We start from the raw sequence: 26,024 nt of genomic DNA on the forward strand, positions 1-26,024 counted from the left end.
TCAAGCATTCCCGCGTTGCCCCTGCGCGAGTGCGGCCAGCTCCTTGAAGTTGACGATATTGCCGGCGGCGCCCCACGTGCCCTCCGCCTGTTCGTGGATCAGCACCCATACCCGCAACGCGTCCGCGTCGGTGAGACCGGCCGCCGCGAGTATCTGCTGGGTGACCTCGCCGACGAGTCCGGCCTTGCGGCGCGGCGACAGTCCGCCTTCGGGAACGGTCACATCGACGCGGAACCGCGGCGAGTCGTCTTCCAGTGCGGCGAAACCGCCGTCGGCGACTTCTTCGATCCGGCACCAGGCTTGGGCGCGGAAGAACGCAGTATCCGGGGCTCCTTCCCACTTCAGCAGGGTTTTCGGCAGCGAGGTCTGGAGCTCGCTCCGCGCCGGGGCGCTCAGCACCCCCGAGGGCAGGGTCAGGTGAATCATCGGCATCGGCTTACTCCTTCGTGTCCAAACCAACGACCTATAACAGTCGTTATAATTTGCAGACGCTACTATATGACGGTTGTTATAGACAAGGAGGTGGGCGTGACGGAATCGACCGACTCGCGACACAAGCTCGTCGTCGGCGCGGCCGATATGATCCGGCGCCGCGGCCTGAACGCCACCAGCGTGCGCGAACTGGCCAAGCATGCCCACGCGCCACTGGGATCGACCTACCACTACTTCCCCGGCGGAAAGACTCAGCTAGCCACCGAAGCCGTCACCTTCGCCGGCGATATGACCGCGGCGCTACTGGCTCGCGAGCTCGAGAACGGGCCGGCCCAGGGATTGCGGGCTTTCTTGCAGATGTGGCGGCAAATACTGGTGGACAACGACTTTCAGGCGGGGTGTCCCGTCCTGGCCGTGGCGATCGAAGATCTCCCGGAAGCCGAGACAGCGCCACACGAAGCAGCCGCCGCGGCGTTCGCCCGATGGATCGACCTGCTGACATCGTCGCTGTGCGAACACGGTGCCGACCCGGTCGACGCCGAACGCACCGCGACGCTCATCGTCACCGCCGTCGAAGGCAGCGTGGCGCTGTGCCGAGCCGAGCGCAGCGCGCGGGCGCTGGACCGCATCACGGAGAAGCTCGAGCTGATCGTCCAGGACGCGATCCCACCGAATCGCCAGAAGATCTGACCGGCTCGGGGACCATCTCCTGCTTCATTACTCAGCTGACTACCGGCCGTCGATGTTCGCGCGGGCGGGCAAGGCGAGCTCCTGCAGCTAGAGGTACCAGGGATCGGTCAGTGCCGGTCGGAAGAACTCGTGGAGTCGCGCAATGGCCGGCTGGACGCCTTGGCCGACAGCAAGGCGGTCGTAGGGTGCGAGGGTCGGCACCGTGCCGTCGGCTCAGTCCGAGCCGAAGGACAGGGCGGCCACGGCGTTGAGGGTCAGACCGATGCCGATGCCGCCAACTGTCCAGCCGAGAGCCTTGGCGCTGTTGCGGGTCAGCCAGTCGTTGACCCGCTGCAGGATCGGATCGACCCGGTGGTGCGCGGTAAGGCGAGCGACCGCCAGCGCGGCTGCGGGCACTGTCATGACGACACAGTAGGCGGCCAATGAGATGGCGGTCAGTGCCCATGAGAGGTCGGCGTTCGCGAGCAGGGCGACCGCGGCGAGGTAGGGCAGCATGGTCGCGACCTCGAGGGCGGCCGCGACGACGGCTAGTTTCACCAGACCGGCTGTGCTGCCGGTGCCCGACATGGTTCGGGACCTCCAGATCTGAATCTTGCCTGGCGTGCCCGCTCGCTGGGCGGCCCGGGCCTCCAGGCGGTAGCTGAGCGCGATGACGAGGACGCCGAGTATCAGCTGCCCGACGCGTAGCGGTGTCGGCGGAATGTCTACGCCGTCAATAGCTTTCAACGCGGCGTCCGCACCGAGCACCAGCAGGATTCCGACACCGAAGTAGAACACCGCGATGGTCGCGAGGTAGACCGCGATGCGGCCGGCGCGCAGCCGCCCCGGAGCGAGTAACAGCCAGATCGGGATCAGGAGCGTGCCGAAACTGGTGCTGTCCACGAGCGCCAGTCCGATCAGCGCACCAACGAGGGCGACAGTCATCGATCTCCTTCCAGTCCGACAGCTGTCCCATCGTCGCTCAGCCGATCACAGGATCACGTCGGCCCGAAGGAGGACCGGGGGTCGTAGATTTGGCGGGATCTGTACTACTTCAGTCGTATATCGAGTGGCGCGCAGACGACTTCACGGTCCGGGTTCGCTGATCGCACCGCGGCTCGAGGTGAGGTCGCGAAGGTAGAGATACCAGGGGTCGGTCAGCCACCACTGCTCGTCGAATCCCTCATGTGGACCGTAGATGTCCCGGTACCGGTCCCCCAGCGCAACCGTGTCGATGAACTCCGCGACGCTCTCGCATTGCAGGACGAAACCGCTGTCCAGGCCATGCCGGAAGTAGAGGAAGTCGAAGATGAACATGACTTCGGTGTCGACATCGATGACGATCGAAGCGCTGTCCCCCACACTGCCGATGGTGAGAGTGCTGCCGGCATCGACGATTTCGCCGTTGTGGTCGACCAGCTGTTGGGCTCGGAAACCTTTGTGCCCGTTGAACTCCAGGTCGCCGAATTGAGGGGCTGCGGTGAGTGCGTACAGTGCGCGCAGTCCCGTCGGCAGCGCCTCGCCGATTTCGACGCCGGCGGGCAGCGACAGGCGTGAGACGTCGTACCTGTCGTAGAACTCCTCATCCTCTTCGGAACGTCGCTCGAGTTCTTCGACAGCGCCGACCCGGCGCAGCAACTCGATCGTCGCGGCCATCTCACGCAGGTGGTCTGTCATGCGTCCCTGAATTCTCGTCGGCGACACCAGGTACCGATTCTAGATCCACACGCCGACTGCGGGATTCGGCTCGTACGTCGCCAGAACGGCTCCGGCCGGTCCCTCCTCGGCACGGTAACCCGCGCTGGCAGCTCGACGCCGCCCCAGTCAGATAGCGACCGACTGAACCTGGCCCTATGTGCATGTCCCTCCGAGGCCGTCGACATGCAACCAATTTCACTACTACGGCGCGTAGTTAACCTCTAGGCTGGCAGACGGAGTCGAGTACGTCCCGTCCAGGGCGTTCATCGAGGGAGGGGCCATGTCCGACCGTGCCGCCGTTCGTCCCAGACCGCCTGCACTGCTGCGGTTCTGGCGCGTCAACAACTGGTTCGTACGCAAGCTGACCTGGCTCAACCCGTACTGGGTGTTGCTGGAAACGATGGGGCGGAACACAGGGGCCGCGCGCCGAACGCCCCTGGCCACCGGACCGACCGACGACGGGTCGATGTCGTTCATCGCGGTGCACGGCAGCCGGGCGGCTTGGGTGCGCAATATCGAGTCCAATCCGGCTGTCCGCGTGCGGAAGTGGTTTCGCTGGGTGCACGGCACCGCGACGATCCATGAGCTCACGACTGCGGATCGAGAACGATTCAGCCGCTACGCCCGCCTCGGACCGGCGATGTTCGGACTCGACCACGTGCGGCCGGTGCTGGTCAGAGTCCAACTCCATCACTGAGTGCCCGCCGGCGCCACAATCCGTATCGCCTCCGATAGCCTCGGTGACCGTGGCGGCGTTCTTTCCTCCGATCGACCCGTACGCGGACGGCCTGCTCGAGGTGGGCGACGGCAACCAGGTCTACTGATGTGCCAGTGGCAACCCCGGGGGCAGGCCGGTCCTGGTGGTGCACGGCGGGCCGGGTAGCGGGAGCAGCGCGCGGGCCCGAAAGGCGTTCGACCCGAACCAATTCCGGATCGTGCAGTTCGACCAGCGGGGGTGTGGGCGAAGTACGCCCAGCGCCGCCGAGCCGACCACCGACATGTCGGTGAACACCACCGAGCATCTGATCGCAGACATGGAGCGGCTGCGCATCCACCTCGGCATCGATAGCTGGTTGCTGTACGGCGGATCCTGGGGGTCGACGCTCACCCTCGCCTACGCCCAGCGGTACCCGGGGCGGGTCACCGGGATCATCCTGATCGGCGTCACCACCACGCGCCGGCGCGAGATCGACTGGCTGTACCGGGATCTGAGGCGACTGCTGCCCGCAGAATGGGCTCGGTTCCGTGCCGCGGCCCCGGGGGACGACGACCCGGTCGAGGCATACCGGCAGCTCCTCGAGCATTCGGACGCCGAGGTTCGACGGCGCGCGGCGGTCGAGTGGTGCCGTTGGGAGGACGCGGTCATCGCGCACGAATCACTGGGCAGCCCGGGGCAATACAGCGCCGTGCCGGACGGCGACATGCTCGCCTTCGTCCGGATCTGCACGCACTATTTCGCGCGTGCGGCCTGGCTCGACGAGGGAGTGCTGTTGCGCGAAGCCGGGCGGCTGGCGGGGATCCCGGGCGAGCTGATCCACGGCCGTCTCGACCTGAGCGCCCCACTCGAAACCGCCTGGGAGCTGGCCGAACTCTGGCCGGACGCTCGGCTGCACATCATCGAGGACTCCGGTCACACGGGCAGCCCGGCCATGGGCGAGGCCCTCGCCGCCGCCATCGCGCGCTTCTCGAGGACCGATCCGTCCGGCTAACTCGCGAGACCAAGGAACCGCTATCCGCGACGAAGCCTGACGCCGGCTTCGCTCACAGCAGGCGGCGCACGGCGTCCACAACCGCGCGGCGGCGACCGTCGACGCCGTCGGCAGTCGCGGCGGACACACCGGCGACGTTGCTCGGACCCCACGCCAGAGCAATGCTCAGAACGATCGTCAGCAGCGCCTCGGGCGAGAAGTCGCGGCCCAGACCGGTCTTCTGCTGGACCGCGGCGAGCGCCCGCAGCTTGTCCTCGCGTGCCGGCGACGCGGCGGCCGGGTCCTCACCCGTGCGCTCCAGGCGGTGCCAGGTCGCGAGCCGGATCACCTCGGGATGCTGCTCGCAGTAGTCGAAGATCCGGCCCGCGTAGTCGGGGAGGTCGTCGGGAGTGAACGGCACCGAGTCCAGGCCATCGGTCACGTGGGTGTTCAGGACCGCGTCGAAAAGCTGTTCCTTGCTGCAGAAATAGATGTAGATCAGGTTCTTGTTGGCCGACGCCGCCTTGGCGATGCGGTCCACCCGGGCCCCGGCGATGCCGAACACGGCGAACTCGTGGGCGGCGGCGCTCAGGATGCGGGCCTTGGTGGCATCGGCTCGGGACATACGGGCCATCGTAATTGGGACTAACCGGTTAGTTTCGGGGCTCCCAGGCGCGCACCGGCGGTGTCAGCCGATCCCGAAGAAGTCGAAGGCCGCGTCGGACGCGAACAGCAGCACCGTGCACCACAGCGCGATCCCGGCCATCAGCGCACGAATCAGTGACCAGCGCGGAATGCCCAGCGCCGCTCCGATCAGGGCCGAGCCCCAGGTCCCGAAGAGGGCGGGTCCAACGAGACCGAACCCCACCACGCCGTACCGGTCGAGAACTCGGCGGGCCCGTCGACCTGTACTGCCGGAGAGACGGGCATCGGTGGCCGACGACCCCACGACAGCCGCGCCGACGGATATCGGCCCGGCCGCCGCTCCCCTGTCTTCGCGCCGCGGGCGGAAGGCCGCGACGTCCCGCAGACTCGAGAACGTGAGGGACCCCGCGCGCATCCCGAAGGCCGCCCTCCGTCCCGAACCAGCCGGTACCGCAGCCGAATTCCAGCGAGCACGCCATTCCTGCCAGTACAGCCGTAGCCGTTCCATCGCGAACACCGCGAAGACGACGCACCCCGCAGCCCCCAGCAGCACCGCGACCAGCGCGACCGGACCCGGCAGCGAGAGCGAGAGCCCGATGGGAACCGCCGGGGTGCCGATTGCGAAGCCCGCGAGCAGGGTCCAGGCGAATCGCCCCATCCGAATTCCTCTCAGCCGCATCGTGTGCGCCCGTTCGGTCGGCGCCGTCCACAAATCTAACTAACTGGTTAGTATGAGTCCATGGAAGACATCGATACCGTGTTCAGTGACCTGGCCGACCGGAAGTATCTGCTGCTCACCACGTTCCGACGCGACGGCCGGGCGGTCCCCACTCCGGTCTGGGCGATGCGTGATGGGAACGCGCTGACCGTGATGAGCGAGGCCGACGCCGGCAAGGTGAAGCGCATCCGGAACGGGGGCCGGGTGACGCTCGCCCCGTGCGACTGGCGCGGCAAGCCGCAGGGCGCGGAGGTGCCCGCGTTCGCCGAGCTGCTGCCGTCGGACGCGACCTCGCACGTGGCCGATCTGATGAAGCGCAAGTACGGCCTGGTTGCGCGGATCACGTTGCTGGGCAGCGCGCTACGCGGGAGTTCCAAGCGCATGGTGGGCATCACCATCCGGCTGGACGGGTAAGCCGGATCCCCCCGGTCGAGCGGAATTCGACCGGCCCGGAACAAGGACCGTCACTCGGCCACCACCGCAACCTGATTCGGCAGAAACGCGGCCGGTCGGACCGGCCGAAGCGAGGTTGACGGAAAACATCCCGCCGGACGAGTGCCGGTCCCTCGAGATACCGTCCGCGCCATGGGCAAGCCTTCGCTGATCGCGATCAACCACGACGACTATCACGCCGAGCACATCGGCAGGACCTCGGACGGCAGGCAGTTCTTTCTCACCCTGGCGTTCGAGCCGCCGAGCGGGCAGGACGAGGGCAACGAGTTCGTCGCCCTCTACCTGTTCGACGCGGACGGAACCTTCGTGGAGGCACGGATCGACGAATTCGGTCCGCGGGCGAGCATGGACATGGACCGTCGCACCGCGATCTACGAGCAGCGGCTCCGGGAGCTGGGCGAGGTGACCTTCACGCGCATCGAGGTCGCGCCCTTCGAGCACGAGGCGTTCGGCACGATCTTCGGCCTCATCGCCCGTCCCGGCGACGAGGAGGACGAGCCGTGGTGGGTCGAACTGCACCCGGGAAACTGCATGGCGTTCTCCGAGCCCTGGGACAGCGGCGACTACGACACGTGAGCGCGACCCTGGTGTGCGGCGCTCGTAGCTCCTCCCCGTCGTGTCGGTGACCTCACCGAACGAGTTCGGCGATCGCACCGGCGGTGTCCAGATCTGCGTACGCCGCTGAATACCGTTGTGCCAGCGCCAGAGCGATGTCGGGACGCTGCCAGAACTCGCCCGCACTCGCGGTACACAGCCAGAGCGTGAGCCCGTGTGCGACCGAGGCCCGGTAGCCGAGCCGGATCTGTTCTCGGCTGGGCATTTCCCGCGCGGGCAGGGCGAGGGCGTCGCGGTAGAGGTCGAGGAGGTCGTTCTCGCCGCGGCGCCGGTCTTCGATTGTCAGCGCGCCCTGCAGGAAGTAGCCCAGGTCCAGCGACCAGCTGCCGCGCCGGGCAACCTGCCAGTCCAGGAAACCGAGTTGACCATCCTCGAGCAGGTAGGTGTTGCCGATGTGCGGGTCGCCGTGCAGCAGCGTTTGCGGCGTGGTGGTCAGCGTCGAAATGTAGGGCTTCCAGATCTCGTTGATCAGCGCCTCGATGGTGAGGCCGAGGACCTCGGGTGCGGTCCCGGGGCCCAGACGCTCCAGCGCGGCGGGTAGCGGCGCGATTTCCATTCCGTCCCAAGGGACGAACGGCTCGAGCCAGCCCAGACTCGGATGCCGCAGCACCCTCTCATCCCAGTATCGGCCGTGCATGCGGCCCAGCCCCTGGACGCCGGATGCCGCCTGTTCGAGGGTCAACGGCCTGGTGGCGTCGCGCGGGTCGGCACCCCGCGCGGAGAGGTCCTCCATCACCATGACGAAGTCGTAGGACTCCTCGTCGATCAGCGCCGCGTAGACCCGCGGGTGTTCCAGATTCAGCGGAACACCCGAGTTGTACAGCCTGGGCTCGTGGAACATGCCGCTGGTCATGCGGATCAGTTCCTTGTGATCGGGATCGGCGGCCTTCACGAAAACCGTCGCCGGACCGGTTCCGGACGAGTAGGTCAGCGCCAGCCGCGCGCGACGATTGGTGCCATCGTCACGCAGGTCCACCGACACCGACTCGACGCGCGCATCAGGATGCTGGTCGGCGAGTACCGCGGTCATCCACTCCGGCGTTATCTGGTCCCAGTCCTGCGGCAATGGCAATGCTTCGACGTTCACGACAGTCCTCCACCCGTGAGAATCTAATTCTGATTCACTGAGAATTAGATTGTCGCGAGGCTACTACCACCGAGTGGCTTCGTCCAGGTTGGTCGCGCTCGTGATGGTGTCCGGTACCCCGGTGGCACAACGGCATACGCAGCGCCCGCCGGTGCCGACGGCCGGGACCCGGCTACCGATCCAGGTATCGCGCGGACAGCCGGCGACGGTGGTCGGCGGGTGAGCCGTAGAGGGAGCGGTTCAGGGTCGCTCGCTTGAGGTGGGTGTGGATCCTGTGCTCCCAGGTGTAGCCGATGCCACCGTGCAGCTGCATGGCCTTGCCCGCGATACGCACCGCGGCGGCGCAGGTGTGGGACTTGGCCATCGAGACCGCGGTGGGGGCGTCCGGATCGCCGACCGCCACCGCGCGCGAGGCCGCGGTGACCAGTTGGCGTGCCACCGAGATGTCCACGAGCATGTCGGCACAGGCGTGCTGGACGGCCTGGAAGGAGCCGATCGGGCGGGCGAACTGGGTGCGAACCTTGGCGTAGGAGACGGTGGCCTCCAGCATGGCCTCGCTGATGCCGAGGCTGTCGCACGCGATCGCCAGGGCGGCACGGTCGCGGAGTCGGCCGAGGGCCGCGCGTGGTGCGGGAAGTCGGAAAAGCGCTGTCGTGGAAACGTTCTCGGCCGACACACGACCCAGGCGGCGGGTCTGGTCGACGGTGGGGCGCGCGGCGACGGTGAGGCCGGGGGCGCCCGGCGTAACCAGGGCCAACGCGATGGACCCGTCCGCAGCGGTCGCAGGGATGAGCAGATGCGAGGCGACCGGGGCATCCATCACCAGGTCCACCTGGCCCCGCAGGCGATGGCCGGGATCGAGGTGAAACACCGGCCGGGTATCGGCAGCGTGCTGCGTATCGAGCACGACGATGGGAATCGCGCTGCCGGACACCGATTCGGCCAGCAGCCGATCGCGTTCCGCACACGGTTCCGCCGCGGCCAGCGCCCCGATTCCCAGCGCGGCCACCCCGGGATACGCCGAACACGCGGCGGCCCGGCCGATCTCGGTGAGCAGCACGGCGACCTCCGCGAATGTCGCTGCCGCGCCGTCATGGTCGGCGTCGACCTCGAGGCCGAGCCAGCCCGCGCGCGCGATGGTCGCCCAGTCCACTGCGCGGGCCGGGTCCGAGCGGCCGAGCAGTTCGCGGGCCACGTCGCGCAATTCGTCGTGCAGCTCGCCGAACTCGGTGGCGGTACCCATCAACTCTCCTTCGGGGGGCGCGGGAGGCCGAGTCCGCGTTCGGCGATGATCGTGCGCTGGATCTCGCTCGCGCCGCCGGGGATCGTCCACTCCCAGGAGCCGACGAAGTCCAGCACCCAGGCACCGGATTCCCAGCCGCCGGACATGGGCTTGCGCAGCACGGTGTGGGCCGCGACACCGCCGATCGCCGTGGCGAAATCCATAGTGCGCTGCAGCAATTCGCTGTAGTACAGCTTCACGACGGACGCGTCGGCCGGCCCCACCGTTCCGGTGGCGTGGCGTGCGACCAGGTCGCGGCACAGCGCCCGCAGACCGGCGATCTCGGTGTCGAGTGCGGCCAGACGATCTGCCACCAGCGGATCGTCGATGGGACGGCTGCCCAGGGGCCCGGGGATGAGGCATTCGCGCACCAGGCGATCGAATCCGGCGTGCCCGAGCCGCTCGGCCAATTCCAGCATGGTCAGGCCGCGCTCCGCGCCCAGGGTCTGCTGCGCCACCTGCCAGCCGCCGTGTTCGGGGCCGATCAGGTTGGTGGCGGGGACCCGTACCTCGTCCAGGAAGATCTCGCAGAAGTGCGCTTCCCCGGTCGCCTGGCGGATGGGCCGGACCTCGACGCCCGGACTGCGCATGTCGAGGAGGAAGTACGAAATGCCCTGCCGTTTGGGCGCATCGGGGTCGGTGCGGGCCAGCAGGAGGCACCAGTCGGCGTAGTGCGCGCCGCTGGCCCACACCTTCTGGCCCGAGACGATGAAGTCCGTCCCTTCGCGGCGGGCGGTGGTCCGGAGGGAGGCCAGGTCGGATCCGGCTTCGGGCTCGGAGAAGCCCTGCACCCAGATCTCGCCGGCGGTGATGGCCGGCAGGTGGCGGGCGATCTGCTCGGGCGTACCAGCCGCCAGTAGGGTGGCCGCGGCGTGATGGATGGCGACGAAGGACAGGACGAGGCGGGGCGCGTCATGTGCGGCGAGCTCCTGGTAGAGCACTACCTGGTGCTCGATGGACATGCCGCCGCCGTGTTCGGCGGGCCAGTGCGGGACCGCGAACCCCGCGCGATGAAGGCGAGCGAACCACTCCCGTTGGAAGTCGGCGAATTCCGTGTCGGAGGCGCCGGTCTGCGTCCGCCGCCAATCGGCGGGGACGTTGTCCCGGCACCACTCACGCACGGCGGCACGGAATTCCGCGAGGTCGGAGTCGGTGCGCCCGGGCGCGGCCAGCTCGGTCATCGCGCCCGCTCCCGCAGTGCCATCAGTTTGTCGCGATGCTCGGCGGACTGCATCGTCACCACTTCGGCCGCGAAGCCGGCCTGCATCGGGCCGGCCAACGCCTGCGAAAGATACATGTTCACAACCCGTTTCGTGGCTCGCAGCGCCTCGGCGGGCTGCCCGGCCAGGCGGTGAGCCAGTGCGCGTGCTTCGCCCAGCAGGTCGTCGGCCGGGACGACGCGGCTGGCCAGTCCCAGCTCCACCGCGGTCGCCGCGTCGATGCGATCCCCGGTGTACAGGTACTCGCGGGAGCGCAGGATCGGGGTGAGCAGCGGCCAGAACGCCGCCCCGCCGTCGCCCGCCACCAGGCCCACCGCCACGTGCGGGTCGGCCAGGTGCGCGCGGTCGGAGATCAGCACGACGTCCGACAGCACGGCCAGGCTCGCGCCGAGCCCGACGGCCGCGCCGTTCACCGCGGCGATGACCGGCAACGGGAACCGCAGCATCTCCTCGATGATCTGCGCGCCTTCACGAATGCTCTCGTCCCGGGCCACCGGATCGTCCAGGAACGAGGTGATCCAACCCAGATCGCCACCGGCGCTGAAGGTCCGGCCCGCGCCGGTGAGGATGACGACCCGCGCCTCGGTATCGGCCGCGAGCTGACGCCACACGTTGGCCAGCGCCCAGTGCAGGGCCCGGTTCACCGCGTTCAGGTCCGCAGCGCGGTCGATGATCACGGTGCGGATCGGGCCGTCGCTCTCGACGGTGAGTTCGGGCGGCAAGTCGTAGTCCACGCTCACGCTCCTGTCGGTTCGGAGAACAGTCCGGCCAGGCCGCGTTGCTCGACGCGGCGCGTCAGCAGTTCCTCGGTACCCGAACGGCCACGGGGGAATCGGCGCAGCGGCAGGCTGTAGCGCGAGAGCCAGGACAGCGGTGACTCGTCGCAGAAGCCGAGGGCGCCGTGTACCTGGTGTGCGACCCGGAAGACGATGTCGGCTGCTTCGATCGCGGCCAGCCGGGCGGCGAGCGCGTCGTTCAGGGCATCGGGGCGGCGGTCCTGAATGCTCCAGAGTGCGTAGCGGACGAGCATTTCCACGCCCCGCCGCTCGACCTCGGCGTCGGTGAGCTGGAACTGCACGGACTGGAACTCGGCGAGCGGCCGCCCGAACTGCTCGCGCACGAGCACGTGCTCGCGGGCGAGATCCATGGCCCGATCCAGCATGCCGAGCAGGGTCCAGCAGGGCAGCACCAGCCCCAGCGCCGCGTCGCGCTCACCGTCGGGGGTGGCGGGGCCGAGCACCCGCACGTTCAGGCGGGTCACGAACATCGACGAGCGGGCGGGCGAATCCGGTTCGCGCGGTGTGATGTCGGCGCGCTCTCCCGCCACCGTCACCCCGGACCAGCGCCCGTCGAGGGCCGCGATCGCGCCTCGGGGCTCGGGGCCGTCCACCACGATCAGCCCGTCCGACCCGGGTGTGCGCGCCAGCCGTTCGGCGACCGGATAGGGCACCGCGAAGTACCCGGTGCTGCGGCACAGGGCGGCCGCGGCCTCGAGTTCCACCGGCTCGTCCCGGGGCGTGAGGTCCCACGCTCCGAGCGCGGTCAGTATCGGTTCGACCAGGTCCGCGCGCCGCGCCGGATCGGCCTCGGCCCGGTACAGCAGGTCGTCCCCGCCGGCGGCCCGGAAGGCACGCAGCGACTCCCGGCCGAATTCCCGGGCCTCATCGCACAGCTCGATGTTCATATGTCTGTTCTCCCACCGCGCCGGTTCAGGCCGCGTCGCGGTTCTTGCGGGGCGCCAGCAGATTTCGCGCCAGCAGGATGCGCTGCATCTCGATGCTGCCGGAGGCGACGGTCGCCGCGTTGGCGTAGCGCCAGTGATCCTCGACCGCGCGGGCGAACCTGCGCTGCACCGGATCATCCGGGTCGGCGGCGTGTGCGATCTCGCTGAGCACCGCGGCGCTGTCCTGGTCGAGCCGGGTCACCGCGATGCGGTACGCGGCGGCGTCGGCGGGTGACACCTGTCCGGAATCCTGCAGCGCGACAACCTGATAGGCGAGCAGCCGAGCACGTCGGCAGTGGGTGAGTCCGCGTGCCCAGCGCCCACGCAGATCCGCGGGCAGCGCATCCCAGCGCGAGCCCAGCACCTCCGGCGCGGCGTGCAGCAGCCGTTCGCAGCGGGCGTACCGGGCGATGCCGACCCGTTCGAAGGCCAGCACCTCCTGCACCACGGACCAGCCGCCGCCCACATCGCCCAGTACATCGGCCTCGGTGGCCCGCACCCCGTCGAGGAACACCTCGTTGAGGTGGTGCGGCCCGAGCATGGCGCCGATGGGCCGCACGTCGATGCCCGGATCGGACATGGGCAGCAGGAAAACGGTGAGGCCCTGCTGTTTTCGCTCCTCGACGGAGGTGCGCGCGAGCAGGAAGCACCATTGCGCCATGGTGGCGTACGAGGTCCAGATCTTCTGCCCCGAGATGCTCCAGCCGTCGCCGTCCGGCCGCGCGACGGTGCGCAGGGAGGCCAGGTCCGAGCCCGCGTCGGGTTCGCTGAAACCCTGGCACCAGATCACCTCGCCGCGCGCGATCGGCGGCAGGTGTTTGCGCTGCTGTTCGGCGCTGCCGTGCCGCATGATCGTCGGCCCGACCCAGTTCACGCCCATGTACTGCGCGCCGCGCGGTTCGTGCCGCGCCCACATCTCCTCGCGCACCGCGGTTTGCTCCCAGATCGAGGTGCCGCGCCCGCCGAACTCGGGCGGCCAGGCCGCGCACAGCAGGCCCCGATCCGACAGCAACCGGCAGAAGCGCTGGGCGACGGCCAGATCGGCGGGATCGTCGGTGAAAGCGCCGAGATAATCGGCCGGGACCTCGTCCGCTATCAAACGCCGCAGGTCCCCCCTGAGCGTTGCGACGGACTCTCCCATTGTGAAGTCCATGGGGCGGAGATTACTTCAATCCTCATAAGGATAGCAATGTTTGAAGGTCAATACGCCGGTGATTAGACTTCGCCCATGCAGCGAACGGTGTGGGTGCGCGTGAGCACGAATCCGGGGCGGTCCCAGTGACCGCTGCTCGGCGTGGACGGTCCGCCGGCCGCATCCCCCAGCTCCGCATCGCCGAAACCGTTGCCGCGGAACTGCGTTCGCGCATCCTGGCAGGCGACGAGGACTATCGCCTGCCCACCCAGGAACAGCTGGTGCAGGACTTCGGCGTCAGCTACCCCTCCATTCGCGAGGCGCTGCGCATCCTGGAGACCGAGGGCCTGGTGACGGTCCGGCGCGGCAATGTCGGCGGCGCGGAGGTGCACCGACCGGACGAGTCGTCCGCCGCGTATCACCTGGGCCTGGCCCTGCAGGGCGCCCGCGTCACCCTCGGCGATCTGGCCGACGGCCTGCGCCTGCTGGAGCCACAGTGCGCGCGCGCCTGCGCCGAACGACCCGATCGAGCCGAGACCGTGATCCCGGCGCTCACCGAGAACGTCGACGCCTGCGCGGCGCTGGTGCAGGACGGCGTCGCCTTCACCCATACCGCGCGGGAATTCCACGATCTCATCGTCTCTTTCACCCCCAATCTCACCGTTCGCTACGTCGTGAGCACGCTGGTCGCGCTGTGGTCGACGCAGGAAGAAGCCTGGGCGGAGGCGCTGACCAAACGCGGCGAGTACCCGTCCGCGGACGAGGCGTCCGAGGTTGTCCGCACGCACCGGCGCATCGTGCGCGAGATCGCGGCCGGCCGGGCGTCCGAGGCCGAGCGGCTGTACCGCACGCACCTGGCCGCGACCCAGAACCTGGTGATCGACCGCTTCGGCGACGGCGTGGTCAATGCCGCCGCGTCGGCGCGGTCCGCCTTCGGGTCCACCCCGCGCACGCGCATCTGAGCGTTCCACCCCAGATAACCGGGCTTTATTTGCCGTTGACGTGCAATAATAATGTTCTCACGAAGTAGTATTTACTTCTCGAATGCGAGCACTACGGTCTCCTCGAACAGGCGCGCAGCCCACTCGGCCTGGGCATCTTTCGCTCCCAGTCGAGCTTAAACATGCTGTACAACAGCACTATTGATTGGCAACTCATCGCAGCGAGCGCGCCGACCCCACCATCTCCGAAACACCCCGAACCTCCCCGATTTCCCGTCGATCCAGGGCTCGAGGCACCGAAGTATTGCTATCCTTATGAGGATTGAAGTAGCGTACTTCCACGGATCAGTGGCCTGCATCACGCCCACGGAATCGCCCCCGGCAGCGCAGCCCGAATCCGCGACCGCACTTCGCACTCACACGGGAGGCCCCGCCTTGTCTCAAGGGGCGCGCTACAGCAGCACCACATCCATCACGCTCGCCGAGGGCGTGCGCATCGAACGGCTCACCCCGCCCAGCAGGCTCTTCGGCGCGAACGGGCTACGCACCGGCGCCGACAACCGGATCTATGTCGCCCAGGTCGCCGGCAGCACCATCAGCGCCATCGACATCGGCACCGGGGACATCGAGACCATCAGCGCCAAGGGCGGCGACATCGTCGCCCCCGACGACATCGCCTTCGATCCGGACGGCAACATCATCGCCACCGAATACCTGGACGCGCGAGTCAGCGTGCGCGGCAAGGACGGCCGGTCCCGGGTACTGCGCGACGATCTGCCCGGCGCCAACGGCATCACCGTCCACCAGGGGCGGTTGTTCGTCAACGAATGCCGGCCCGGCGGACGCCTGATGGAACTGCCGCTCGACGGCGGTGCGCCGAAGGTGCTGCAGGACAACCTGATCATGCCCAACGCCATGGAAGTCGGGCCCGACGGGCTCCTGTACTACCCGGTCATGGGCACCAACGACATCTGGCGTATCGACCCCGACGGCGGCGAGCCCGAACGCGTGGTCGGCGACCTGGGCGTCCCCGACTCGGTCAAGTTCGACCCGCAGGGCTTCATCGTCTCGACCCAGGTGCACACCGGTGAGGTGCTGCGAATCAACCCGCGCACCGGCGAACGCGAGCTGCTGGCGCAGCTGAATTCGGGCCTGGACAACTGCACCTTCGTCGGCGACCGGCTGTTCGTCTCCAACTTCTGCGGTGAGATCACCGAGGTGCTGGCGGGCGGCGAGACCAAACAGCTGCTCGCGGGCGGTCTGCTGTGGCCCCTGGACCTGGCGGTCACCCCCGAGGGTGTGCTGTACGTCGCGGACGGCACCTTCTTCTACGTCCTGCGCGACGGCGAACTCCACACCATCGCTTCGCTTTTCAGCCCCAACACGCCCGGCTACATCCGCGGGTTCACCCTGGTCGGTCCCGGCGAGTTCGTGGGCACCACCTCGAGCGGGCAGGTCACCTTCTTCGCGCCCGGCACCGATGCCGAACCACAGGTGGTCGCCGAGGGCTTCGACCAGCTCTACGGCCTGGTCGCCACCGCGAACCGCACCGTGGTCACCGCCGAGCTCGGCACCGGGCGGGTGCTGTCCATCCGCACCGGCGGCGAGGTCGAGGTACTCGCCTCGGGCCTGGCAGCCCCGATGGGCGTGGCGTTCGGCCCGGACGGCACGATCCTGGTCTCCGAGTCCGGCGCCGGGCGGATCGTCTCGGTCGGCGGCGCGGGCGTGGACATCGTGGTCGACGGACTCGACACCCCGCAGGGAATCCTGGTGCGCGGCAATCACTTGCTGATCGTCGACGTCGGGCTCAAGGCCCTGATCAGCGTCGACCTCGAGACCAAGACCCGCACGACGCTGGCCGCGAACCTCCCGGTCGGCGCGCCTCCCGGCGTCGTCGCCAAACCGCTCAACGCGAGCCCGCCGTTCTCCGGTCCCATGGGCCCGTTCGCGGGCATCGCCGCGGGCCCCGACGGCACCATCTACCTCTCGGCCGATGCCGAGGGCAGCGTCCTGGCGCTGACGATCGGAGCGTGAGTTCCCCATGGGCGAACCCGGATTCGGGCTCGAAGGCCGCATCGTCATCGTCTCCGGTGCGGGCGGCGGCGGTATCGGCACGGCGGTGACCCGCATGGTCGCCGCCGCCGGGGCGACGGTGATCGCGGTGAGCAGATCGCCGGAGAACCTGGAGAAGCACATCGCACCCCTTGCCGCACAAGGGCTTCCGATCATCTCGGTCCCGGCCGACGCCGCCACCGACGAAGGCGTGGCCGCGGTGCTCGAGTATGTCCGGCACACACCCGGCCGGTTGCACGGCCTGGTGAATGTCGCGGGCGGGGCGGCGGTCTCGGACTGGATGCCCGCGATCCGGGTGACGCGGTCGAACTGGCGCGAGCTGTTCACCCAGAACCTGGAATCGATGTTCTTCATGAGCCAGGCGGTCGCGGCCGAGCTGCAGGCCGCCGGGCACCCGGGTTCGATCGTCTCGATCTCCTCGATCAGCGGTATGAACACCGCGCCCTTCCACATCGGTTACGGCACAGCGAAATCCGCGCTCGTCGCGGTGACCCGCACGCTCGCCCTGGAGCTGGCCGGAGCCGGGATCCGGGTGAACGCGGTCGCGCCCGGCGTCACCGCGACCCCGGCCTCGCGCGCCTACGTCGGCGAGGATCCCGACCGCGACCGCCGCGCGATCGCCATGGGCCGGCGCGGCTCGCCCGAGGAACAGGCCGGGCCGATCCTGTTCCTGCTCTCGGACCTGTCGACCTACATCACCGGTCAGACCCTGCTCGTGGACGGCGGCCTGAACCTCAAGTGGACCCACCTCGGGGCCGACAACACCTCGCTGTTCCTCGAGGACGAGGACTTCCGCGCCGCACTCACCCGCTGATACCACGGTCGACCACAGGAGGATGTCGTGACCGAAACCGTCGAAAACGCTTCCGCGCCCGCCGAACCCCTGGCGACTCCCAAACAGATCGGGGTCGAGGCGTACATCTCGCCCGAGTACGCCCGCGCCGAAGGCGACAAACTGTGGGCCAAGGTCTGGCAGCAGGTGTGCCGGGTCGAGGAGATCGCCAAGGTCGGCGACTTCCTCACCTACGACATCATGGCCGACTCCATCATCGTGGTGCGCACCGCGCCCGACACCATCCGCGCCTATCACAACGTCTGCGCGCACCGGGGCCGGCGGCTCGTGGACACCCCGCCCGGCGCGCACGACGCCCGTGGCGCCGCACGGCAGTTCATCTGCGGCTTCCACGGCTGGCGCTACGACCTCGAGGGCCGCAACACCTTCGCCGCCGAGCGCGAGGACTGGACCTGCGGGCTCACAGAACGCAACGACGGCCTCCAGCACGTGCGGGTGGACACCTGGGGCGGCTGGGTCTTCATCAACATGGACCCCGAGTGCGAGCCGCTGCGCGACTACCTCGAGCCCGCCGCGAGCCTGCTCGAGCACTTCGAACTCGAGAACATGCGGTACCGGTGGCGGCGCTGGCTGACCTTCGACTGCAACTGGAAGGTCGCCTTCGAGGCGTTCATGGAGACCTACCACGTCCCCTACACGCACCCGGAGTTCATGAACTTCGGGCAGTTCCTGGGCTGGGCGCGGGCACAGGGCAAGCACAGCAACATCGGCTACGACGCGCCCAAGGGCATGGAGGAGAACCAGGCCAAGGTGCGCCTGGGCAGCGGCCCCGACGCCCGGGTGTCCACTGCCGAGCTGCAGAACTTCACCTGGGAGAACGCCAACACCAACACCACCCGCACCCTCGTCGATGTGGCCAACCGGCTGGTCGACGAATTGCCCGAGGGCACACCGGCGCCCGAGGTCCTGCGGTACTGGCTCGACACCGCGCGCTCGGAAGACGAAGCGCGCGGGGTGGTCTGGCCGAAGATCGATCCCGCCGTGGTCGCGCGGGCCGGCACGGCCTGGCAGATCTTCCCCAACTTCCAGATCGGCCACGCGCTGAACAACATGCTGTGCTACCGATTCCGGCCCTACGGCCAGGATCCGGACCGGTGCATCTTCGAGGCCGCGGTGTTCGAGCTGTTCCCGCTCGGGCAGGAGCCGCACACCGAATGGGAGTACACCCCGGTCGGGGATCCCGGCTGGCGCACCGTGCTGCCCCAGGATTTCGACAATATGGCCGCCGTGCAGCAGGGCATGAAGAGCCGCGGGTTCTCCGGGCCCAAACCCAATCCGTACCGCGAACGCAGCGTGGTGAACCTGCACCACAACCTGGCCAGCTACATGGGGACCGGCGAGCCCCGCGATCTGGCCTGAATCATCTTCTCCGACAAGGACACACGAGAATGCAAGACTGCACACCCACGCAGACGCCCGAGATCGACCTGGACGCGCTGCGCGCGAAGTACCTCGCCGAACGCGATAGGCGACTGCGCACCGAGGGGCAGGGCCAGTACCTGTCCACCGAGGACGGATTCGAGAACTTCCACGCGGGCGACCCCTACTCCCCCGTGGTGCCGCGCGAGCCGATCTCCGAGGAGATCGGCGTCGCGGTCCTCGGCGGCGGCTGGGCGGGCCTGCTCGCCGGCGCCCGCCTGCGCGAGGCCGGGGTCACCGACTTCCGAATCATCGAGCACGCGGGCGATTTCGGCGGGGTGTGGTACTGGAATCGCTACCCGGGCATCCAGGTCGACACCGACAGCTACCTGTACCTGCCGCTGCTCGAGGAGACCGGCTACATCCCCAGCGAGAAGTACACGCGCGGGGACGAGAACTTCGAGCACGCCCAGCGCATCGGCAAGCACTACGACCTGTACGAGCGCGCCATCTTCGGCACCATGGTCACGTCCCTGGAATGGGACGAGGCGATCGGGCGCTGGCGCATCGGCACCAACCGCGACGACGACATCCGGGCTCGCTTCGTGATCATGGCCCAGGGGCCGTTCAACAAGCCGAAGCTCCCCGGCATCCCCGGCATCGGTGACTTCCAGGGCCACACCTTCCACAGCGCGCGCTGGGACTACGACTACACCGGGGGCACCTCGCGCGGCGGGCTGGACAAGCTCGCGGGTAAGAAGGTCGCGGTCATCGGCACCGGAGCCAGTGGCATCCAGGTCATTCCGCACATCGCCGAATCCGCCGAGCACCTCTACGTCTTCCAGCGCACGCCCTCGTTCATCAACGAGCGCGGCGACATCCCGACCGATCCAGACTGGGCGGCCACGCTCGAGCCGGGCTGGACCGAGGTGCGCAAGCGCAACTTCCACACCGCGGCGTTCGAGGCGTTCGCCCCCGGTGAGAAGGACCTGATCTGCGACGGCTGGACCGAGGTCTCCCGCAACCTGGAAGCGCGGATCAGCGCCGACAACGGCTGGGCGACACTGACTCCGGAGAAGTTCGTCGAACTCCGCGAGATCGAGGACTACCGGGCGATGGAGCGCGTTCGCCGGCGCGTGGACGAGCTCGTGGACGACCCCGCGACCGCCGAGGCGCTCAAGCCGTACTACCGGTTCCTGTGCAAGCGGCCGTGTTTCAGCGACGAGTACCTGCCGACCTACAACCGCGACAACGTCACACTGATCGACGTCTCGGCGACCAAGGGCGTGGAGCGCATCACCGCCACGGGAATCGTCGCGGACGGCGTCGAACACGAGGTGGACTGCATCATCTTCGCCAGCGGCTTCGAGATCACCACCGATCTGGACCGCCGCCTGGGCATCGCGCCGTTCACCGGCCGCGACGGGCTCTCGCTCTACACCCATTGGGCGGAGGGCTATTCCACCCTGCACGGGCTCACCACCCACGGGTTCCCGAACGTGTTCTTCACCGGATTCCTGCAGGGCGGGGTGACAGCCAGCATCACGGCGGTCTTCGACCAGCAGGCCAAGCACATCGCGCACATTCTGGGGCACGCCTTCGAAGCCGGGATCACCACCGTCGAGCCCACGGCCGAAGCGGTCGCCGCCTGGGTCAGCACCGTGCGCGAGACCGCCATCGACAATTCCGCGTTCCAGCGCGAGTGCACGCCCGGCTACTACAACAACGAGGGCGAGAAGAACATTCGCTCGCATCTGGGCGAGCCCTACTGGCCGGGCTTCTACGCCTTCGACGAGGTGCTGCGGGAGTGGCGGGACGCCGGGGACATGCCGGGGCTCAACGTCAGCAAATAGCCCGTAAGGCAGTGCTGGAGAGGATATTTCGTGGATGAACTGAGATACGACGGCCGGGTCGCGGTGGTCACCGGCGGCGGTCGCGGCCTGGGGCGCGCGTACGCGCTGCTGCTGGCCGCGCGCGGGGCGAAGGTGGTGGTGAACGACCCGGGCAGCAGTGTGCGCGGCGAGGGCGTCGATGTGAATCCGGCGGTGTCGGTCGTCCAGGAGATCGAGGCGGCGGGCGGGACCGCCATCGCCTGCACCAAATCGGTCGCCACCCCCGAGGGCGGGCAGGGCATCGTCGATACCGCCCTGGGCTGCTACGGCCGGCTCGACATCCTCATCCACAACGCGGGCAACGTGCGCTACGGATCGCTGCGCGAACTGTCCTACGCGGATTTCGAATCCGTCCTGGACGTGCACCTGCGCGGGGCGTATCACGTTGTGCGCCCGGCATTTCCGGTCATGGCCGACGCGGGCTACGGCCGGGTGGTGCTCACCTCCTCCATCGGCGGGCTGTACGGCAACAAAGGTGTGGCCAACTACGCCGTCGCCAAGTCCGCGATGATCGGCCTGTCGAACGTGATCGCCCTTGAGGGCGCCGAGCACGACGTGAAGAGCAATGTCATCGTGCCCGCCGCGGTCACCCGCCTCGCCGACGGCCTGGACACCTCGGCCTATCCCCCGATGGGGCCCGAGCTGATCGCCCCCGCCGTCGGCTGGCTCGCGCACGAATCCTGCACCGTCACCGGCGAAATGCTGGTGGCGGTGGCGGGCCGCGTCGCCCGCGCGTACATCGCCGAGACCCCGGGCGTCTACCGGCCCGAGTGGAGTGTCGAGGAGATCGGCGCGCAGATCGAGCACATCCGCGACACCGCGGACTCGTGGACGCTGCCGCCGGTCCCCGACGGCCACACCGTCCATCTGACAAAGAGTTTCGAGCTAGCCACGGAGGCAGCCAACCATGGCCGTTAAGGTTTTCGAACGCATCCTTCAGCTCTTCGAGGCCGAGGGCATCAACACCATCTTCGGTATCCCGGATCCGAACTTCGTGCACATGTTCCATCTCGCCGAGGAGCGCGGCTGGAACGTGATCGCGCCGCACCACGAGGAATCGGCGGGCTTCATGGCCGAAGCGGTGTCGCGGATGACGGGTAAGGCCGCGGTGTGTATCGGCACCCTGGGCCCGGGTGTGGCCAACCTGGCCGCCGCCATGATGTGCGCCAAGGTGGAGAACTCCCCCGTCATCTTCCTGGGCGGGCAGCGCGCGCGGATCACCGAGCAGCGGGTCCGGCGCGGGCGCATCCAGTTCGTGAAGCAGGCCGAACTGTTCACGCCATCGGTGAAGTACAGCGCCAGTATCGAATACGCCGATCAGACCGACGAGATCATCCGCGAGGGCCTGCGCCGGGCGCTGACCGGCACCCCGGGCCCGGTGTACATCGAGTGGCCCAAGGGCATCATCCAGGAGGAACTCGATGTGCCCGAACCCCTGCCCCCGCACCGGTATCGACTCGTCGGGCAGACGGCCGGGCAGAACCTGATCGACGAGGCCGCCGCGCTGATCCGCGCCGCCGAGCAGCCGATCCTGCTGGTCGGGCACGGGGTGCACACCACCCGCGCGGGCGCGGCGGTGCGGGCGCTGGCCGAGGTCATGGCGTGCCCGGTGATCCAGACTTCCGGCGGCACCTCGTACATCGAGGGCCTCGAGGACCGCACGTTCGCCTACGGCTTCTCCCCGTCGGCCATCGAGGCGGTGGTCAAGTCCGATCTGTGCCTGGCCATCGGCACCGAACTCGGCGAACCCGTGCACTACGGGGTCGGGCGGCACTGGGTGGCGGGCGAGGCGAAGCGGTCGTGGATTCTGGTGGAACAGAATCCGGAGGCGATCGGGGTCAACCGCGCCATCGACGTGCCCCTGGTCGGCGATCTGCGGGCCATCGTGCCGCAGCTGACCGAGGCGCTGCGGGACACCCCGCGCACCCCGACCGCGGAGCTGGCGGGCTGGATCGAGCAGGATGCCGCGCGGCTGGCCGAGCTGGCCGAGACCGCGCCGTCCGGCCGGTCTCCGGTGCATCCGGCGCGCCTGATCGTGGAGGCCACCAAGGCGTTTCCCGCCGACGGCATCATGGTGCGGGACGGCGGGGCGACCACGATCTTCGGGTGGACGTACTCCCAGGCCAAGCCGCGCGATGTCATCTGGAATCAGAACTTCGGGCACCTGGGCACCGGAATCCCTTACGCGGTGGGCGCTTCGGTGGCCGACGGCGGCAAGCGGCCGGTGATGCTGATCTCCGGTGACTCCTCGTTCCAGTTCCATATCGCCGAGCTGGAGACCGCGGCGCGATTGAACCTGCCGCTGGTGTGCGTCGTGGCGGTGGACTACGCGTGGGGGCTCGAGGTCGGGGTCTACAAGGGCCTGTTCGGGCAGGGGTCGCTCGAGACCGGCACACACTGGAGCACCGACGTCCGATTGGACAGGGTCGCAGAGGGTTTCGGCTGCTACGGCGAATACGTGGAGAAGGAAGAGGAGATCGCGCCCGCCATCGCCCGCGCCTACGCCAGCGGCAAGGTCGGGGTGATCCACGTGGCGGTCGATCCCAAGGCCAATTCCGAGGAGATGCCCAGTTACGACGAATTCCGTACCTGGTACGCGGAAGGGACACAGTAGTCATGCGCGAATACGGGAAGTTCTACATCGGCGGCGCCTGGGTCGATCCGGCCGGGCCGGAGACGTTCGACGTGGTGAATCCGGCCACCGAACAGGTGTGTGGACGGGTCGCGAGCGGGTCGGCCGCGGATGTGGACCGGGCGGTGGCCGCCGCCCGCGCGGCGTTCCCCGCCTGGTCGAGTACCCCAGTGGCCGAACGGGTTTCGGTGCTGCGCGCGATCGGCGAGCAGTACGCCAAACGGTCCTCCGATCTGGCGGCGGCCCTCACCGAGGAGATGGGCGCGCCCGCCGCGCTCGCGGGCGGTTTCCAGCTGAATCTGGGCACCGGACATCTCGAGACCGCCATCGAGGTGCTCGAGCGGTTCGCGTTCGAGGAGCAGCGCGGCGACACCCGGATCGTGCACGAGCCGATCGGGGTGTGCGGGCTCATCACCCCGTGGAACTGGCCGCTGAGCCTGATCGCGGTGAAGGTGTTCCCGGCCCTGGCCACCGGCTGCACGATGGTGCTCAAACCGGCCGAGCGCGCGCCGTTCAGCGGGCAGATATTCGCCGAGATCCTCGATGCCGCAGGTGTTCCCGCGGGCGTGTTCAACCTCGTGCAGGGCGACGGCCCCGGCGTCGGGGTCCCGCTGTCCGCGCACCCGGACGTGGATTTGATCTCGTTCACCGGCTCCACCCGGGCCGGCATCGAGGTGGCCCGCAACGCGGCGCCGAGTGTGAAGCGCGTGGTGCAGGAACTCGGCGGCAAGAGCCCGAACATCGTGCTCGACGACGCCGATCTGCCCGCCAATGTCGCCGCGGCCATCGGCCCGGTCATGATGAACGCCGGCCAGACGTGCAGCGCGCTGACCCGTATGCTCGTGCCGCGCGCCCGCATGGGTGAGGCCGTCGAGGCCGCTCGTACGGCCGCGGCCCAGCTCACGGTCGGCGATCCGGCCGGTGATGTCGCGCTGGGTCCGGTGGTTTCGGGCCCGCAGTTCGAGAAGGTGCAGGCGCTGATCCAGCGCGGCATCGACGAGGGCGCGACCCTGGTCACCGGCGGACCCGGCCGCCCGGACGGCCTGAACACCGGCTACTACGTCAAACCGACGATCTTCGCGGACGTCACCAACGACATGACGATCGCCCGCGAGGAGATCTTCGGCCCGGTGCTGTCGATACTCGCCTACGACGACGTCGACCACGCGGTGACGATCGCCAACGACACCGACTACGGCCTCGCCGCGAATGTCGCCGGCGCGGACCCCGAGCAGACCCGGGCCGTGGCCCGCCGCCTGCGCGCCGGCTACGTCACGATCAACGACGCCTTCGACTTCCACTGCGCTTTCGGCGGCTACGGCAAGAGCGGAAACGGCAGGGAGTGGGGCGAGTTCGGGTTCCACGACTACCTGGAGATCAAGAGCATCGTCGGCTACGGCGCCTGAGGGGCGGGGAGTAGACCCCCGGCCTCGCGGCTGACCGGTGGCGCCGCTGCGCAGCGCCGGTGGGAACGCAGCCGGCCCGCTGAGCGCCCCACGACCCGGATCGATCCGGAAACCACCCGCCGGAACCACTTCGGGCGGTGTGCATTTCGGACCGGACACCGGCGAGGGTTCCTCGCTGGTGCCCGGTCCGCGGTGAAAGTGCGTCTGTAGCCGCGGCCGATGGTCGGGACAGAGCTGGCGGTTGCCGAGAAAGGGGATCGCCAAGGAATCTCGTTTCATGCTCTGGCGCAACATCGTTCGGATACCTCGGCCCGCGTGACCGCACCACGGAGCGTTCGCCGGGTCGTACTCTCGTGGTCGTGCCGTCACCTCTCCAGGACACGCTCTTCCTGCTCATGATGGAACCCGAGCGCCCCGAACCACTTCGTCATGCCACGGCCGCACTCCCCCGTGCACTAGCCGAATTCTTCTCGATCGTGGGCGAGATCCCGCTCGGCCAGGACGGTTTCCCTCGCACCGTGTGGAACGAGGGAAACAGCGGTCGACCGGTGATCGGCGAGCTGGACGACTATTCGTGGACGGTCGGCCTCCCCGCATTGCTCGCGGACTACTGGGCCGCGGAGATCACCCCACTCGCCGCTTTCATGGACCCGACGGCCGAGTTGCCACCGAATCCGCCCGCCGAATCGCTGCACCTGCTGTTCACCAACGAAACTCGCGATGGCCGCGCCTACATCGAACTCGACGGCACCGACGATCCCCCGGTCCACGAGTTCTTCACGTCATCCGGCTGGGCCGCCGCGTCGCGGCCGTTCTCTGCATGGCTGTTCACGCTGTTCGCCGACGCCTACCTCGCGCACGCCTGGGCTCCCCTCTCGTTCTGGGGCCCCGAAGCCGACCTCGAACGCTCCGCCGAAAGCGCACCCCTGCAACTGTTCAAATCCGGCCTGTGGCTGCGTGCCCGCGGTCCACTGTCCGCCGCCGCCCGCGTCGCCGTCACCGCCGCGTTCCCCGACCACGAGGCCCGGCCGTTCGACGACGCGAACCTCGAGCAGTTCACCGACACCGACGCCGCGATCTGGATAGTCGGCGAGCACTGGTGGCTATGGGCCGACACCGCTCCCGCCCTGGCCCGGATCGCCGACATAGCCCGCACGAAGGGAGAACTCGAAACACTCCTCGCGGACACCCCCGAAGGCCGCGCCGTACTCGGGTGATCCCGTGACCGCCGCGCAGGGCCGCCGACGAACACCTCGGTGGGCTTATCAGGGCTTGGAGGTCACTGCGGCCCCTGAGCCCACCGGTAGTAGCGGACGTTCGAGAAGTCGATAGCCAAGTACGGGTATTGGCCGGGATCAACACGACGATCTGCCTGGCGAGAATGTCATCGGGGAGGGAAATGGACACCGAGCCAACTGCGGTGATGCAGCATCTCAGGAGCCTGCGATGGCCGATCGCCCGTTCGGTCGGTGCGGCGGTGCTGGTTCTGGCATTGGCGATGATCTT

Annotated in this window: 24 protein-coding genes and 1 pseudogene; 14 read left to right on the top strand and 11 right to left on the bottom strand. The window is 68.5% G+C overall.

From position 1 onward, the window contains the following. The gene (locus ACWIGI_RS25030; RefSeq protein ID WP_454204882.1) at nucleotides 1-432 is read right to left on the bottom strand and encodes a tautomerase family protein; all 432 of its coding nucleotides are present in this window, start codon (nucleotides 430-432) and stop codon (nucleotides 1-3) included. Nucleotides 433-528: 96 nt separating this feature from the next. Between ACWIGI_RS25030 and ACWIGI_RS25035 the strand changes: the two genes are divergently transcribed. Further along, nucleotides 529-1,122, top strand: a complete 594-nt coding sequence (locus ACWIGI_RS25035) for a TetR/AcrR family transcriptional regulator (RefSeq protein ID WP_454204883.1) — start codon at nucleotides 529-531, stop codon at nucleotides 1,120-1,122. Between the two features lie 213 nt (nucleotides 1,123-1,335). On the opposite strand, the gene ACWIGI_RS25040 is transcribed toward ACWIGI_RS25035, so the two are convergent. Further along, a complete protein-coding gene (locus ACWIGI_RS25040) occupies nucleotides 1,336-2,046 on the bottom strand; it encodes a GAP family protein (RefSeq protein WP_454204884.1) in 711 nt (236 codons plus the stop codon). A gap of 141 nt (nucleotides 2,047-2,187) precedes the next feature. Continuing rightward, nucleotides 2,188-2,778: a hypothetical protein gene (locus ACWIGI_RS25045; RefSeq protein ID WP_454204885.1), complete on the bottom strand. Its 591-nt coding sequence runs from the start codon at nucleotides 2,776-2,778 to the stop codon at nucleotides 2,188-2,190. Between the two features lie 301 nt (nucleotides 2,779-3,079). On the opposite strand from ACWIGI_RS25045, the gene ACWIGI_RS25050 reads away from it, so the two are divergent. Continuing rightward, the gene (locus ACWIGI_RS25050; RefSeq protein ID WP_454204886.1) at nucleotides 3,080-3,496 is read left to right on the top strand and encodes a nitroreductase/quinone reductase family protein; all 417 of its coding nucleotides are present in this window, start codon (nucleotides 3,080-3,082) and stop codon (nucleotides 3,494-3,496) included. Between the two features lie 49 nt (nucleotides 3,497-3,545). Beyond that, nucleotides 3,546-4,508: pseudogene (gene pip / locus ACWIGI_RS25055) on the top strand (prolyl aminopeptidase). A 52-nt stretch (nucleotides 4,509-4,560) separates the two neighbouring features. On the opposite strand, the gene ACWIGI_RS25060 reads toward pip, so the two are convergent. Next, nucleotides 4,561-5,112: a TetR family transcriptional regulator gene (locus tag ACWIGI_RS25060; RefSeq protein ID WP_454204887.1), complete on the bottom strand. Its 552-nt coding sequence runs from the start codon at nucleotides 5,110-5,112 to the stop codon at nucleotides 4,561-4,563. Nucleotides 5,113-5,175: 63 nt separating this feature from the next. Continuing rightward, a complete protein-coding gene (locus ACWIGI_RS25065) occupies nucleotides 5,176-5,790 on the bottom strand; it encodes a hypothetical protein (RefSeq protein ID WP_454204888.1) in 615 nt (204 codons plus the stop codon). An 81-nt stretch (nucleotides 5,791-5,871) separates the two neighbouring features. On the opposite strand from ACWIGI_RS25065, the gene ACWIGI_RS25070 reads away from it, so the two are divergent. Next, complete coding sequence (locus ACWIGI_RS25070; RefSeq protein WP_454204889.1) at nucleotides 5,872-6,264, top strand: PPOX class F420-dependent oxidoreductase; 393 nt, start codon at nucleotides 5,872-5,874, stop codon at nucleotides 6,262-6,264. A gap of 171 nt (nucleotides 6,265-6,435) precedes the next feature. Next, nucleotides 6,436-6,879 (top strand): hypothetical protein, encoded by a 444-nt coding sequence (locus ACWIGI_RS25075; RefSeq protein WP_454204890.1) that lies wholly within the window; start codon nucleotides 6,436-6,438, stop codon nucleotides 6,877-6,879. A 52-nt stretch (nucleotides 6,880-6,931) separates the two neighbouring features. On the opposite strand, the gene ACWIGI_RS25080 is transcribed toward ACWIGI_RS25075, so the two are convergent. The 6 genes from ACWIGI_RS25080 to ACWIGI_RS25105 form a co-directional block, all read right to left on the bottom strand. Further along, nucleotides 6,932-8,005 (bottom strand): phosphotransferase, encoded by a 1,074-nt coding sequence (locus tag ACWIGI_RS25080; protein ID WP_454204891.1) that lies wholly within the window; start codon nucleotides 8,003-8,005, stop codon nucleotides 6,932-6,934. Between the two features lie 172 nt (nucleotides 8,006-8,177). Beyond that, on the bottom strand, nucleotides 8,178-9,248 hold the full coding sequence (locus tag ACWIGI_RS25085; RefSeq protein WP_454204892.1) for an acyl-CoA dehydrogenase family protein: 1,071 nt from the start codon (nucleotides 9,246-9,248) through the stop codon (nucleotides 8,178-8,180). Next, on the bottom strand, nucleotides 9,248-10,468 hold the full coding sequence (locus ACWIGI_RS25090) for an acyl-CoA dehydrogenase family protein (RefSeq protein WP_454204893.1): 1,221 nt from the start codon (nucleotides 10,466-10,468) through the stop codon (nucleotides 9,248-9,250). The genes ACWIGI_RS25085 and ACWIGI_RS25090 overlap by 1 nt, the downstream gene beginning before the upstream one ends. Beyond that, the gene (locus tag ACWIGI_RS25095) at nucleotides 10,465-11,241 is read right to left on the bottom strand and encodes an enoyl-CoA hydratase/isomerase family protein (RefSeq protein ID WP_454204894.1); all 777 of its coding nucleotides are present in this window, start codon (nucleotides 11,239-11,241) and stop codon (nucleotides 10,465-10,467) included. The genes ACWIGI_RS25090 and ACWIGI_RS25095 overlap by 4 nt, the downstream gene beginning before the upstream one ends. A 2-nt stretch (nucleotides 11,242-11,243) precedes the next feature. Next, entirely contained in the window at nucleotides 11,244-12,191 is a 948-nt protein-coding gene (locus ACWIGI_RS25100; RefSeq protein WP_454204895.1) for an acyl-CoA dehydrogenase family protein, read from the bottom strand. Between the two features lie 25 nt (nucleotides 12,192-12,216). Beyond that, nucleotides 12,217-13,383 carry an acyl-CoA dehydrogenase family protein gene (locus ACWIGI_RS25105; RefSeq protein ID WP_454204896.1) on the bottom strand — a complete coding sequence of 389 codons (1,167 nt, stop codon included), beginning with the start codon at nucleotides 13,381-13,383 and terminating at the stop codon, nucleotides 12,217-12,219. A gap of 125 nt (nucleotides 13,384-13,508) precedes the next feature. On the opposite strand from ACWIGI_RS25105, the gene ACWIGI_RS25110 reads away from it, so the two are divergent. The 9 genes from ACWIGI_RS25110 (at nucleotide 13,509) to ACWIGI_RS25150 (ending at nucleotide 25,735) form a co-directional block, all read left to right on the top strand. Next, nucleotides 13,509-14,324: a FadR/GntR family transcriptional regulator gene (locus tag ACWIGI_RS25110; RefSeq protein ID WP_454204897.1), complete on the top strand. Its 816-nt coding sequence runs from the start codon at nucleotides 13,509-13,511 to the stop codon at nucleotides 14,322-14,324. A gap of 294 nt (nucleotides 14,325-14,618) precedes the next feature. Then, entirely contained in the window at nucleotides 14,619-16,337 is a 1,719-nt protein-coding gene (locus ACWIGI_RS25115; RefSeq protein ID WP_454204898.1) for an SMP-30/gluconolactonase/LRE family protein, read from the top strand. Between the two features lie 7 nt (nucleotides 16,338-16,344). Further along, a complete protein-coding gene (locus ACWIGI_RS25120) occupies nucleotides 16,345-17,190 on the top strand; it encodes an SDR family NAD(P)-dependent oxidoreductase (protein WP_454204899.1) in 846 nt (281 codons plus the stop codon). A 27-nt stretch (nucleotides 17,191-17,217) separates the two neighbouring features. Beyond that, on the top strand, nucleotides 17,218-18,588 hold the full coding sequence (locus tag ACWIGI_RS25125; RefSeq protein WP_454204900.1) for an aromatic ring-hydroxylating oxygenase subunit alpha: 1,371 nt from the start codon (nucleotides 17,218-17,220) through the stop codon (nucleotides 18,586-18,588). Nucleotides 18,589-18,617: 29 nt separating this feature from the next. After that, nucleotides 18,618-20,441: a flavin-containing monooxygenase gene (locus ACWIGI_RS25130; protein WP_454204901.1), complete on the top strand. Its 1,824-nt coding sequence runs from the start codon at nucleotides 18,618-18,620 to the stop codon at nucleotides 20,439-20,441. A gap of 30 nt (nucleotides 20,442-20,471) precedes the next feature. After that, nucleotides 20,472-21,398, top strand: a complete 927-nt coding sequence (locus tag ACWIGI_RS25135) for an SDR family NAD(P)-dependent oxidoreductase (protein ID WP_454204902.1) — start codon at nucleotides 20,472-20,474, stop codon at nucleotides 21,396-21,398. Continuing rightward, on the top strand, nucleotides 21,388-23,094 hold the full coding sequence (locus ACWIGI_RS25140) for a thiamine pyrophosphate-binding protein (protein WP_454204903.1): 1,707 nt from the start codon (nucleotides 21,388-21,390) through the stop codon (nucleotides 23,092-23,094). Before ACWIGI_RS25135 ends, ACWIGI_RS25140 begins: the two co-directional genes overlap by 11 nt. 2 nt (nucleotides 23,095-23,096) lie before the next feature. After that, nucleotides 23,097-24,518, top strand: a complete 1,422-nt coding sequence (locus tag ACWIGI_RS25145; protein WP_454204904.1) for an aldehyde dehydrogenase family protein — start codon at nucleotides 23,097-23,099, stop codon at nucleotides 24,516-24,518. A gap of 359 nt (nucleotides 24,519-24,877) precedes the next feature. Beyond that, nucleotides 24,878-25,735 (top strand): hypothetical protein, encoded by an 858-nt coding sequence (locus ACWIGI_RS25150; RefSeq protein ID WP_454204905.1) that lies wholly within the window; start codon nucleotides 24,878-24,880, stop codon nucleotides 25,733-25,735. The last annotated feature ends 289 nt before the right edge of the window (nucleotides 25,736-26,024 follow it).

This window comes from Nocardia sp. NPDC055321 (assembly GCF_053645575.1).